13 protein-coding genes are annotated in these 12,115 nt (G+C 61.7%); 7 read left to right on the top strand and 6 right to left on the bottom strand.

Features of this window, described 5'->3' with window-relative positions; all coding sequences use genetic code 11:
- The first annotated feature begins 92 nt into the window (after positions 1–92).
- Positions 93–473: a GFA family protein gene (locus ACP151_RS10845; RefSeq protein ID WP_424978922.1), complete on the top strand. Its 381-nt coding sequence runs from the start codon at positions 93–95 to the stop codon at positions 471–473.
- Between the two features lie 100 nt (positions 474–573).
- Here the strand turns inward: ACP151_RS10845 and ACP151_RS10840 are convergent, their stop codons facing one another.
- Positions 574–1,359, bottom strand: a complete 786-nt coding sequence (locus ACP151_RS10840; protein WP_424978921.1) for an inositol monophosphatase family protein — start codon at positions 1,357–1,359, stop codon at positions 574–576.
- 191 nt (positions 1,360–1,550) lie between these two features.
- Here ACP151_RS10840 and ACP151_RS10835 point away from each other — a divergent pair, with 191 nt between their 5' ends.
- Positions 1,551–2,570, top strand: a complete 1,020-nt coding sequence (locus tag ACP151_RS10835; protein ID WP_424978920.1) for an NADP-dependent oxidoreductase — start codon at positions 1,551–1,553, stop codon at positions 2,568–2,570.
- 96 nt (positions 2,571–2,666) lie between these two features.
- On the opposite strand, the gene ACP151_RS10830 is transcribed toward ACP151_RS10835, so the two are convergent.
- A complete protein-coding gene (locus ACP151_RS10830; RefSeq protein ID WP_424978919.1) occupies positions 2,667–3,572 on the bottom strand; it encodes a LysR family transcriptional regulator in 906 nt (301 codons plus the stop codon).
- Positions 3,573–3,672: 100 nt separating this feature from the next.
- On the opposite strand from ACP151_RS10830, the gene metF reads away from it, so the two are divergent.
- The 3 genes from metF (at position 3,673) to ACP151_RS10815 (ending at position 5,726) form a co-directional block, all read left to right on the top strand.
- On the top strand, positions 3,673–4,542 hold the full coding sequence (gene metF / locus ACP151_RS10825; protein WP_424978918.1) for a methylenetetrahydrofolate reductase [NAD(P)H]: 870 nt from the start codon (positions 3,673–3,675) through the stop codon (positions 4,540–4,542).
- Positions 4,543–4,602: 60 nt separating this feature from the next.
- Positions 4,603–5,088 carry a PaaI family thioesterase gene (locus ACP151_RS10820; RefSeq protein WP_424978917.1) on the top strand — a complete coding sequence of 162 codons (486 nt, stop codon included), beginning with the start codon at positions 4,603–4,605 and terminating at the stop codon, positions 5,086–5,088.
- A 119-nt stretch (positions 5,089–5,207) separates the two neighbouring features.
- Complete coding sequence (locus ACP151_RS10815; RefSeq protein ID WP_424978916.1) at positions 5,208–5,726, top strand: DUF2867 domain-containing protein; 519 nt, start codon at positions 5,208–5,210, stop codon at positions 5,724–5,726.
- Positions 5,727–5,802: 76 nt separating this feature from the next.
- On the opposite strand, the gene ACP151_RS10810 is transcribed toward ACP151_RS10815, so the two are convergent.
- The 3 genes from ACP151_RS10810 to ACP151_RS10800 all read right to left on the bottom strand — a co-directional run bounded on the left by ACP151_RS10810 (position 5,803) and on the right by ACP151_RS10800 (position 9,094).
- A complete protein-coding gene (locus ACP151_RS10810) occupies positions 5,803–6,879 on the bottom strand; it encodes a DUF2235 domain-containing protein (RefSeq protein ID WP_424978915.1) in 1,077 nt (358 codons plus the stop codon).
- Complete coding sequence (locus tag ACP151_RS10805) at positions 6,870–7,640, bottom strand: molybdopterin cofactor-binding domain-containing protein (RefSeq protein ID WP_424978914.1); 771 nt, start codon at positions 7,638–7,640, stop codon at positions 6,870–6,872. Before ACP151_RS10805 ends, ACP151_RS10810 begins: the two co-directional genes overlap by 10 nt.
- 302 nt (positions 7,641–7,942) lie before the next feature.
- On the bottom strand, positions 7,943–9,094 hold the full coding sequence (locus ACP151_RS10800; protein WP_424978913.1) for a type III PLP-dependent enzyme: 1,152 nt from the start codon (positions 9,092–9,094) through the stop codon (positions 7,943–7,945).
- A 105-nt stretch (positions 9,095–9,199) separates the two neighbouring features.
- Between ACP151_RS10800 and ACP151_RS10795 the strand changes: the two genes are divergently transcribed.
- On the top strand, positions 9,200–9,637 hold the full coding sequence (locus ACP151_RS10795) for an Lrp/AsnC family transcriptional regulator (RefSeq protein WP_424978912.1): 438 nt from the start codon (positions 9,200–9,202) through the stop codon (positions 9,635–9,637).
- Between the two features lie 88 nt (positions 9,638–9,725).
- Here the strand turns inward: ACP151_RS10795 and ACP151_RS10790 are convergent, their stop codons facing one another.
- Positions 9,726–10,607 (bottom strand): LysR family transcriptional regulator, encoded by an 882-nt coding sequence (locus ACP151_RS10790; protein WP_424978911.1) that lies wholly within the window; start codon positions 10,605–10,607, stop codon positions 9,726–9,728.
- 136 nt (positions 10,608–10,743) lie between these two features.
- Here ACP151_RS10790 and ACP151_RS10785 point away from each other — a divergent pair, with 136 nt between their 5' ends.
- Positions 10,744–11,745 carry a sterol desaturase family protein gene (locus tag ACP151_RS10785; protein ID WP_424978910.1) on the top strand — a complete coding sequence of 334 codons (1,002 nt, stop codon included), beginning with the start codon at positions 10,744–10,746 and terminating at the stop codon, positions 11,743–11,745.
- Positions 11,746–12,115 lie beyond the last annotated feature (370 nt).

The raw sequence follows: 12,115 nt of genomic DNA, 5'->3' as shown, positions 1-12,115 counted from the left end.
ATCGGGGATGTAAAATGGTAGAGCTGCGCTCGAAGATTTTACGGGGAAATATTAAAGGCCCAGCTCACATTCAGTCAGGAAAGGAAGCTCTGATGCCCCTTCTACGCGCCATCTGCCACTGCGGCACTGTTGAGATAGAGGCAGAGTTCCCCAGCGGCCTTGCCTCTGCCGCGCGCTGCGATTGTTCCTTTTGCCGCCGCCGCGGCGCAGCGGCGGTTACCGCCATTGCCGCCAGCCTGAAGGTGCTGAAGGGGGCCGAGAACCTCAGCCTCTATACCTGGGGCACCCATGCGGCGAAACACTATTTCTGCAAGACCTGCGGTATCTACACCCACCATCAGCGCCGCTCGGACCCCAGGGAATGCGGCGTCAATCTGGGCTGTCTCGAAGGCGCCAATCCGCGGACGCATCCGGAAACCTATGGCGAGATCCCCTGGAATGACGGGGTGAACCATCCCTCTGATCAGCAATGACCGTCTGCCTGGCTGACAGCCGGGCTGCGCCCGCGCCCCCACACGAAACAAAAAACGCGGTGCAATGGCCGCGTTTCATAGTCTCAGCCTGCTTGCCAGTTCAGCCGCGGATCACCTTGGCGAAATTCTCGAAGATCGGCTCGTTCGAGCAGACCACAGAGCCGCTGTCGATGATGCCTGCTTCCCGGTCGATGGCTTCGGCCAGGCCGCCGGCCTCTTTCACGATGATGATGCCTGCGGCCAGATCCCAGGCGTTCAGACGGCGTTCCCAGAAGCCCTCATAGCGGCCTGCGGCCACATAGGCCATGTCCAGCGCGGCAGAGCCCCAGCGGCGCACGCCGGCGCAGGCGGGCATCAGGCGGGCCAGATCCTGCAGGGTCAGCGGCAGGTCGGCGCGGCCGCCGAACGGCACGCCGGTGGCAAAGATCGACTCGATCATCCGATGGCGTCCTGACACACGGATGCGGGTGTCGTTCATCCAGGCGCCAGCACCCTTTTCAGCAAAGAACATCTCATCCTTGGCGGCGTCATAGACCACACCGGCGACGATCTGGCCCTTATGCTCCAGCGCAATGGAAATCGCCCAGTGCGGCAGCCCGTGCAGAAAGTTGGTGGTGCCGTCCAGCGGGTCGACAATCCAGCGGCGCGTCGGATCCTCGCCGTCTTCCTCGCCGCCCTCTTCGGCCAGCCAGCCATAGGTCGGACGCGCGTTGCGCAGCTCTTCCTTGATGATCTTCTCGGCGGCGATGTCAGCCCTGGAGACAAAATCTCCCGCGCCTTTCATCGACACCTGCAGGTTCTCCACCTCGCGGAAATCTTTCACCAGGGAACGGCCTGCCTTGCGGGCGGCCTTGATCATCACATTGAGGTTTGCGCTGCCAATCATGTCTGCAGAATCCTGTCACGTCGGGGAGATGCCGGGTCAAGCCGTGCCTATACGCTCCCAGTCTGCGCTTGCCAAGGGGTTATGCCCCAAAGAGGCTAACGGCCGTGACGCGCGGTTACTGCGGCTGGAATGGTTGAATTCCATCTCTGGCCGGATCACATTCCGGTGCAAACAGAACAAGGAACACCCCGATGACAGGACAAATGCAGCGTATCGTGCTTGCCAGCCGCCCGGACACACAAGCCAGCGAAGAAAATTTCCGTCTGGAAAGCGTCAGCCTGCCCCAGCCATCTGAGGGAGAAGTGCTTGTAAAGGTTCACTATATGTCGCTGGACCCGTACATGCGCGGCCGCATGAACGCAGGCAAATCCTATGCCCCGCCAGTGGAGGTTGGTGCCGTCATGACCGCAGGCGGCGTCGGCAAGGTGATTGCCTCCAACAGCCCGGATTTCCAACCCGGCGACTTTGCATTGGGCATGTTCGGCTGGGCCAGCCATGCCTGCGCCAAAGCCTCGGACATCCGCAAACTGGACCCGGGACTGGCACCGCTCACCACTGCGCTCGGCGTTCTCGGCATGCCGGGGTTTACCGCATGGCATGGCTTGGACGCCTATGGGCGCCCGCAGGCGGGCGAAACCCTGGTGGTTGCCGCCGCCACCGGCCCGGTCGGATCAATGGTCGGGCAGCTGGCCAAGCAGAAAGGCCTGCGTGTGGTTGGCATCGCGGGGGGACCTGACAAGTGCAAACTGGCAGTTGAAACCTTCGGCTTTGACGCCTGCCTCGATCACCGCGCCTATGACAGTTCCGAAGCCCTCCGCGAGGCGCTGGCAGCAGAATGCCCGGACGGCATCGACATCTATTATGAAAATGTCGGCGGCAAAGTGCTGGAAGCGGTGCTGCCACTGATGAACAGTTTCGGCCGCATTCCGGTCTGCGGCATGGTCGCCTGGTACGAGGGCGCCCAGACCAGTCTGACGGCTCCGGCGATCTGGCGCGATGTGCTGGTCAAATTCCTGTCTGTGAACGGCTTCATCATCTTCAACCACTACCACCGCTACGGCGATTTCCTGCGCGAAGCGGGCCCGATGGTTGCCAGCGGCAGCATCAAGTATCTGGAAGACATCGCCGAAGGGCTGGAGAACGCCCCCAAGACATTTCTGTCGATGCTGCAGGGCGGCAATACTGGCAAGCAGATCGTCAAACTGGTCTGATCCAGACGCCGCGCCCGCCGGATCACGCAACCGCGCGGAGCGGGCACAGGCGCCGGAACGGCGCAGGCCGCTCCGCGCCTCCCCACCCTGCAGCCTTTACATAAGCTGCAGCTTGCGGGCCTCGACCTTGGCCAGCCGGATCAGCTCCTGCATGAAGGGTTTTTCGCGGTCATCCGCCCGGATCGCCGCATAGAGCCTGCGGGTGATCCCCGATTTGGTGAGCGGCCGGGTCACATAGTCGGAGGAATATTTCACCTCCCGCACCACCCAGTCCGGCAGCACCGACACCCCGCGGTTGGAGGCCACCAGCAAGAGGATCACCGCCGTCAGCTCCACCTGGCGGATCGAGGCAGGTTCGACGCCTGCCGGGATCAGCAACTGGCTGAACACATCCAGCCGGGCCTTTTCAACCGGGTAGGTGATCAGGTTCTGCCCGATGAAATCCGCAGCCTCGACAAAGGGTTTTGCGGCAAGCGGATGCTGCGCCGAGGCAACAAACACGGCATTGTAATCAAACAGCTCGATAAACTCGACACCGGCGATATCCTCCGGGTCGGAGGACACCACCAGATCCACCTCCTCTTTTTGCAGTGCAGGCAGCGCATCAAAGGCCAGGCCCGGACGGATATCCACATCGACATCGCCCCAGTTCCTGCGGAACCCTTCCAGCACCGGAAACAGCCACTCAAAACAGGCGTGGCATTCAATGGCGATATGCATCCGGCCGGTGTTGCCGTCACGAAGCGAGGAAAATTCCGCTTGTGTGGCTTCCACTTGCGGCAAAACCTGCTCTGCCAGCCGCAAAAGCCGCAGCCCTGCCGGCGACAGTTTCATCGGCTTGGAGCGCCGGATGAACAGCTCGACACCGGCCTGATCCTCCAGCCCTTTCACCTGATGGCTCAACGCGCTTTGGGTGATATTCAGCTGCTCAGCAGCCCTTGCCAGCCCCCCGGCCTCATGGATGGCCTTGATGGTGCGCAGATGGCGAAATTCGATGTGCATCCTATCAGATCGCTCATGTTGTTCTTGAGAATTATGAAATTGTCTCACGTATGAGACCATGCAACAAGAGGTGAAATCAACCTAGCGAGAGACCCCGAGCATGACGACGCCCAAGATTTCCTTTGAATTCTTCCCGCCGCAAAATCTCGAAGCCTCTTTCCGGCTTTGGGACACCGTGCAAGTCCTCGCTCCAATGGACCCGCGTTTTGTGTCGGTGACTTATGGTGCAGGCGGCACCACGCGCAGCCTGACCCGCGATGCGGTTGCGACGCTGCACAAATCCTCCGGCCTGAATGTGGCCGCGCATCTGACCTGCGTGAACGCCTCCAAGGCCGAAACGCTGGAGATCGCGGATCAGTTTGCGGCCGCTGGCGTGACCGAGATTGTCGCCCTGCGCGGCGACCCGCCCAAGGGCGAAGGCAGGTTCACCCCGCATCCCGAAGGCTTTGCCAATTCGGTTGAGCTGATCAAGGGGCTGAAGGCCCGCGGCGACTTCAAGATCAAGGTTGGCGCCTACCCGGACCGCCATCCGGAAGCCGCGGATCAAGCCGCCGATGTCGAATGGCTGAAGCGCAAGCTGGATGCCGGTGCGGATGAGGCGCTGACCCAATTCTTCTTTGAGGCTGACACCTTCTTCCGTTTCCGCGATGCCTGCGAAAAGGCCGGTATTGACGGCAGCAGGCTCACCCCCGGCATTCTGCCGATCGAGAACTGGAAGGGAGCGCGCAACTTTGCCAAACGCTGCGGCACCATTATCCCGGACTGGGTTGAAAATGCGTTCGACAAGGCGCTGCGCGATGACCGCGAAGAACTACTGGCCACCGCACTCTGCACCGAGCTCTGCTCTGATCTGCTGGAGGGCGGCGTGGACAGGCTGCATTTTTACACGCTGAACCGGCCCGAGCTGACCCGCGATGTCTGCTTTGCCCTGGGCGTCACTCCCAAAGTGTCGCTGCAGAACGTGGCGTAAACGTTGCGCCCATGGCGGCGCGGTTTCTAATGGCGGCATAACTGCCCAAGGACCCGCGCCATGTTCTACGCTGAAAAACCCGCTGACCTTCTGACGCTGGAGCAGACGACCGGGATCTCCGGGCTGGAGTTCATGCAAGGCATTCTGGAGGGCCGCCTGCCCGGCCCGCCAATTGCAAAGACGCTGGGCTTTTATCTGCATTCGGTCGAAGACGGCCAGGTCGTGTTTCGCGGCACCCCGGAATTCCACGTCTGCAACCCGATGGGCACGGTGCATGGCGGCTGGTACGGCACGCTGCTGGACAGCGCCATGGCCTGTTCGGTGATGACCAAGGTGCCGCGGGGCTCGGTCTATACAACCTTGGAATACAAGATCAACATTCTGCGGCCCATCCCGCTTGGCACCCTGATTGACTGCACCGGCAGCATCGATCACGTGGGTCGCTCCACCGGCGTTGCCCATGGTGCGTTGCGCGGAGTTGCGGACGGACGCCTTTATGCCACCGGCTCCACCACCTGTATCGTGATGCAGATCGCACCATCTTAAACGCGGGGCCATAAAACTGGGGCATGCCCTGCACGGCCTTGCTTGTTGCAGTTTTTCACCTAAGTATCTGCAAGATCTGAACATCTGCAAGAAATCCAAAAACCTCAGAAAGACAGGCCATGCCGTCAAACAGCCTCGCCCGTGCAGCAACGGCCCGCATCCAGGTTCTAGCTCCGGCCGGGGAGCTGGATTTTCTTGATACGCAATCGCTGGTTTTGCCGGTTCCGGTCACCCCGCTGGAGGCTTGGAACATCATTCACAAACAGCCGCTGCCCGGGTTGAAACTGGCCTTTTGGCTGCGTGATGCCATGTCAGCGTTGTTCGGCGTGAAGCGTGTCGGCGGCTTTTCTGGTCAGCAGCGCGCAGATGTGAAAACGGGAGACATGCTCGATTTCTTCCTGGTGGAGGCCGCATCTGACCAGCTGCTGACCCTCACCGCGCGGGACCGGCACCTGGATGTGATGACCTGCGTCTGCTGCAACAGCGGTGTGCTCAGCCTTACCACATCAGTGGTCACCCATACCCTGTTTGGCCGCATCTACATGCTGCCGGTCAGGCCGGCGCATAAGCTGATTGTCTCGCAGTCGCTGAAGCGGCTGCAGAAAGAACTGGAGCAACGCAGAGCTGCTGGCCGCTAGGGCGGCTATCCGTCTCAGGCGGCAGCGGCCCAGCAAAACCCGCCTTTTCCTGCGCAGCTTCGGTCAGTCGCCTCTGTCAGGTTTTGGAAAATCTTGCCAGCCAGCCGCCTGCCGCCTGCGCCGCGTGTCGACCGGGACCCGCGCTGCTGTGCAGACGTTCACTGGCATCCAACCCGACCCGGCGGCGGCTGCGCAGCAGAAAAATCTTACCCCATCCCTGCCAGGTGCCTACCGAGGCGGCCTTGGGGTCCACCGGAAACCGCATCCGCCAGTCCAGCGGCAACGGCAGCCCACGCTCCTCAGCTTTCTCCAGCATCCAGACCAAAGAGACATTGGCCAGTGGCCGTGCCGCCTCAAACCCGCCCAGCTGGCCGCCTACGTCGCCATGGGCGCCGCGGAACCACACTTGTTCCACATGGCCATCCCAGGCTTTCGGGCAATCCCACAGCACCGGTCTGAAAACGTCCCGCGTCTCATCCAGCGCCAGGGCATGGTAGCCGCTTTTGATATGCGGCCCCAGCGTGTGGTTGTGGAAATTATGCTGTTTTTCCGCCCAGCGCCACAGCAGCGGCAGCCGCAAGCCCAGTGCCTTAACCGTATCCCAAACACCGACCATCTCGATTTCCACCGTATCGTGGCAATGCGCGGCGCTGAAAGCCGCACCGGTCTGGGACCGTCCGTTTAACCGATAGTGGCGGTAGGCGGTGCGGATGTGGCGCACAGTGGCATGTTCCGCTTTCAGAAGGCCGATCCGGTCGATCACCCCAGCCAGCGACCGCACCGCATAGGCGCCACGGGAATAGCCATAGAGGTAAATCCTGTCTCCGGGGCGGTAACGGGACGCCAGATAGCCATAGGCGCGGCGGATCTGCCGATTGATCCCGCGCCCCATCATCACGTCAGGGGCGCTGCCCCAGCCCTTCCATTGCACGCCGGATTCGTAGAAGACGGATACTTGGCCGCCCATTTCCTGGCACAGGCGGTACAGCTGGCCTGCATGGGTTTCATGGCCTGCCTCCAGCGTCGACATGGTGCCATCCAGAATAATCACATGGGCCTGAGGACCGCGCAGCTTGGCTTCACCCGAATGCTCCGAGCGCAGCGGCCGTCCCAGCCACCCTAAAACCCTATTGCTCAGCTGCTTCAGAAACATCCCTTAAGCACTTCCCAAATCCTCGACGGTGTGAACGGCATGTCCACCTGCCGTATGCCGCGGTCCTGCACCACGTTTGCAACAGCAACCGGCGCACCTGCGGCCCCCGCTTCGCCGCTGCCGTTCATCCCCAGCTGGTTCTGTGCCAAAGGCACCGGCTCTGTGGTGATTCCAATCATGGGCACGCGGCTGGCCCGCGGCAATGCACAGCCCAGAAACGAAACCGTGAGCAGTCGTCGCTCTTCATCAAAGACAACCCGCTCCAGCATGGTCTGTTCCAGCCCCTGCGCCGCGCCGCCATGCACCTGGCCTTCGGCCGACATCAGGTTGATCAGATTACCGAAATCATCAACTACAGTGTAGCGCACCCAGTCTGTTTGCCCAGCCTCCGGATCGATAACAATTTCGGAAATATTTGCGCCATCTGGCAAAGAGCGACCAGGCAGCCCGGCCCGCGCCGCGTGACGCTGAAGGTCAGTACGGCCTTGCGCGCGGGCCATTTCCATGGCCTCCAGCGCTGCACGTGGTGCATTGGCCCGGATTGCCGCAGAGCCCGGCCCACTGGTGTCGTCGCCCTGAGCGTTGCGTCCTCTGTCACTGCAGAACATCTGGATACGATCAGCCGACAGGCCGCTCTGGTCGGCAGGGAACCCGGCGTGGACGGTTTCATGCCCTTGCCCGTCGCTCTGTCTGCCGACATCGATGTTCACCCGGCCATCCTCCAGAAACTCCACTTCCCTGCCATCTGAAGGATCACCCAAAATACTTTCAATATAGTAACACACCCCAACGCCCCGGGGCTTTCCGCGTTAACCAATTTCGGTGTTGAAAGGGGAGAATCACGCAGTATCAGACCCTTGCGCAGCGCGGCCAAGATCTTTGATAAAATCCCCGGCACCATCTGTCGCGCCAGTGACAGTGCCCCAGGGTCAGCTGCGGGCGGGATCGACTGGCCGGTCAGGACCTGACATCCCGGTACCGGTTCACTGGCTGGCGTTTACCGCATGTGCCCTTGCCCGCCCGCTGATCGGGTTGGCTGGCGATCCATGGCGCGAGGCGACACTTAGCTGGCCGGTTGCCCAGCCAGTTCAATCACCGTCACCACGTCACTGAGACCGTAGCCGTTGAATTGCGTGCTCATGGCCGAGGAATAGGCGCCAAGCCCCGGAAACAGAACATAGTCGCCAGCCATGGCGTCACACGGCAGCGGCAGCCCGTCCGGCAGCCGGTCCAGACTGTCGCAGGTGGGGCCGAACACCACCCGGGGCCTGCGTTTGCCTGCCCGGTGCTTGCCGCGCGCAGAGACAACCTCTACCCGGCCCGGCAGCCCCATGTCGCGGATATCCACCAGCCCGCCATAGATACCATCATTCAGGAACACAACTGCGCCCCCGTTGCGCATCCCCTTGATGCGCGCGGCCAATGTAAAGCTTTCAGAGACCATTGCCCGGCCCGGCTCGCAGATCAGAGTGGGCTGCTTTGCGCCAAAGGCCTGGGCCGCCGCCTTTTCAATTGCGGCAAAGACCTTCTCCAGATCCGGCGCCGCGCCGTTCCGGTTGGCAGCAAAGCCGCCGCCGACATTCAGGCGCGCAATCTGTACACCGGAGTCATCGACAATCTTCTTTGCAGCATGAATGTATTCCACCCAAGCGGCTTCATCTTCGCACTGGGTACCCGGATGGAAACACAGCGCCGGTGACCAGCCCCTGGCCGCCACCTGCTTCAGCAGCTCTACCGCTTCTGTTGGCGCTGCACCGAATTTGCTGCCGAAATCATAGGCGGCGCCTGCCACCGGCAGGGCAAAGCGGACAGCAATTTCACAAGTGCGCGGCACCGCGTCCAGTTTCTCCAGTTCACTCAGCTCATCCACCGACCAGCTGGTGACCCCATGTTCGATTCCCGCCGCGATTTCCGCCGCTGAGCGCATCGGATTGTTGTAGTGCATCACCGCACCGGGGCTGGCGGCACGCACCGCCTCCATTTCCGCGGGCGACGCCACATCAAAGGCAGAGATCCCCGCAGCCACAAGGTTAGACAGGACCGCCGGATGCGGGTTCGCCTTGACCGCATATGTCACCAGACCCGGAAAGCCGCTTTGGAACCGCCTGGCCACCTCATGCAGGACACGCGGCGAGAAATAGAGGATCGGGTGATCCGGCGCACTGCGGGCCAGGTGGGATTCAGGCGAAAGCCAAAGCGGAGGAATGTGCTGCATCGGGTAACCCTCATTCGTTTTACATATTTTCCGAGAATTTCCCGTCGATATCGCTTGGCACATTGCCTATAGTGACGAAAGTTTTCGTCATATCGCAGGGAATGCATGCAAACCGACGACATCGATCAGCGCCTTGTCACCCTGCTGCGGGAGAACGCCCGCCGCCCGGTGGCGGAGCTTGCCCGCCATCTGGACCTCGCCCGGACCACTGTTCAGGCACGGATTGAGCGTCTGGAGTCCGCCGGTGTGATCACTGGCTACACGCTCAAATCCTCCGCCGCCGCCCGGCCACCGCTGCAGGCGACGGTACTGATGTCGATTGAGCCGCGGTCGGGGCCGGAGGTGCTGGCCCGCCTGCGCAGCCTGCCGGGGGTGGAGGTGGTTCACACGACCTCTGGCCGGTTCGACCTGCTGGCCCAGGTGGTGGCGCAAAGCACGGCTGAACTGGACGACACCATCGACCATATTGCGGAGGCACGCGGGGTGCGGTCCTCCGAAAGCCTGATCCATCTGGCAACCAAGCTGGACCGGACCGGTCAGTAAAGGCTTCAGGTCGCCACATTACCGCCCGCCCCCTACAGGAGAGAGCCGGTCGCCCCTGCCCAGGGCCGGACGTGCCCTCAATTCTTCTTCAAACGCTGCGCATATAATCCAGCAGCCAGTCCCGGAACAGCCGGGCTGCAGGGCGCAGGGCGCCGCGGTCCGGGTAGATCAGGTGATAGGCCTCCTGCCCCGGCACCGTCACCCCGGGCAAACACGGCACCAGCCCGGCGGCTTTCATTGCTGCGTCAGACGCCGGCGCGCGGGCCAGCGCAATGCCGGCCCCCTGCGCCGCCAATTCTGCGGCCATCAGCGAATTGTCGGCAAAAAAATACCGCGCCTGCCCATGCGGCAGCCGCAGGTGTTCAAACAACTGAACCCAGCTGGCGCGGTGGGTGGAGACTTCGATCAGCGGAAACTGAACCAGTTCCTGCGGAGCGGTGATCTGGGCGGCAACATCCGGCGGTGCCATCGGATACAGCACCTCCCGCAGCAGCTCGTCGCTTTCGGTACTGAACAGCGCGGGGTTGCCGAATACGATCTGCAAGTCGGTGAACCGGTTGGCAAAATCTGCGGCCATATTGCCAGTGCTGAGCGCCAGATTGACTTGCGGGTGCGCGGCCTGGAAACCCGGCACCCCGCGCGCCAGCACCCCATGGGCAAACAGCAGCACCGATTGCACGAACAGCCGCTGCTCGCGGCTTTCGCCGAATAGGCCGGTGGTGGCGGTCTCCAGCATCAAGAGTGACTGCTGCACCGAGGGCAGATAGGCCCGCCCTGCCTCGGTCAGCGTCACTGCGTGGGCGTGGCGGTAAAAGAGCGGCGTGCCCAGCTGGGTTTCCAGCGCCTTCACCTGCTGGCTGACGGCGGCCGCCGACATATTCAGCTGCGCCGCCGCCCGGGCAAAGCTTTCGGTACGCGCCGCAGCCTCGAACACGCGCAGCCAATTGAGAGAGGGAATGCGGGTTGCCATGAACGTAGGCTAAGCTGAACTTAGCCTAACCGGCAAGACATACCGTGCTGGGTTTCCCCGCCCTTCGCCTAAAGTTCATGCAGCGAACATTCCCGCTGCAACAGCGCCCCCCCACTAGCCAGATGAGAAACGAGACATGACAAGTCCCGCCAATGCGCCGCGCCCCAAGCGCAAGATTTGGAACTTCACCCCGCAGCTGCCGATCCGGACCTCCCCCTATTGGGACTGGCCTTTGAGGCCACTGGCTTCGGTCAGATACCTGCTGCAAAGCTGGAACCCGCTGGCCCTGCGGGCGCTTTTGCTGGGTTTTGCCGTTTTCACCTGGACTTTCCTCACCCCGTCGCTGGACCGCATTGCAACGCTCAGCTGGGACTGGGTGGCGGAGATCTGGTTCCGCAACTTCTGCATCTTGATGGTGGTGGCCGGTGGGCTGCATCTGGCGCTATGGAAGTTCCGCACCCAGGCTGACGAGTACCGCTATGACATGCGCCCGATGATGAAGGGCGCCAAGGTCTTCACCTTCAAGAACCAGGTCTGGGACAATATGTTCTGGACCCTTGGCCCGGCGCTCACCTTCTGGACGTTCTGGGAAAGCTTCATCCTCTACGCCTATGCCAATGGCTGGGTCACCATGATCACGCTGGAGGAAAACCCGGGCCCCTTCATTCTGATGACCATCTTCATCCCGATCTGGGCAGGCTTTCACTTCTACTGGCTGCACCGGCTGCTGCATGTAGGTGTGCTCTACACCAAGGTGCACGCCTGGCATCACCGCAACATCAACACCGGCCCCTGGTCCGGCCTGGCGATGCACCCGGTGGAAAGCTTCTTTTTGATGTTCGACACGATGATCTTCTTCCTGCTGCCCGCGCATCCTGCCCTGGCGATCTTCCTCTTGTTCCACCACGGCATCGGAGCCCCGACCTCTCATGCTGGGTTTGAGCATCTGAAACTCGGCAACAAGGCCAGGTTCCTGGTCGGCGATTTCTTTCACCAGCTGCATCACAGGTTCTTCGACTGTAACTACGGCACCTGGGAGACACCCTGGGACCAGTGGTTCCACACCTTTCATGACGGCACCGAAGAGGGCAACGAAATGGTCAAGCAACGCCGCCGCAAAATCTGGGCCACAAAGTGACCCCGCTGCGCAGCGAGACTGTACAGTCAAGGACCTGATCGACCTCAGACAACACCCGCGGGCGCCTGACCACGTGCCCCGGTCAAAGAGGGGCAGAAGCAGGGTTGCGGCATTACAGCTGTTGAGCGGTGCGCGCCCGCTGGGCGCGCGCAGGTTTTTGCGCCTTTGGCTCCAAATCAGGTATTTGGGACCAGAAAGAAGCCACAAGCGAAGCGCCCTCGCCCGCTGGCCGTCCGTCCGCCAGGGGATAATCATGCCAGGAGCAAGGGCAGCTTCTTCCTGGTGCGGTCATCGGCTCCCCAGCCTGTACCGCATAAGGAGAGTGCGCCGATTCTGGTTAACGAAATCTTGCCGCTTCTTTCTGGTCTTA

Source organism: Leisingera sp. S232 (assembly GCF_049800895.1).
Classification (GTDB): Bacteria; Pseudomonadota; Alphaproteobacteria; order Rhodobacterales; family Rhodobacteraceae; genus Leisingera.
This window is presented reverse-complemented; position numbering and strand designations above follow the sequence as displayed.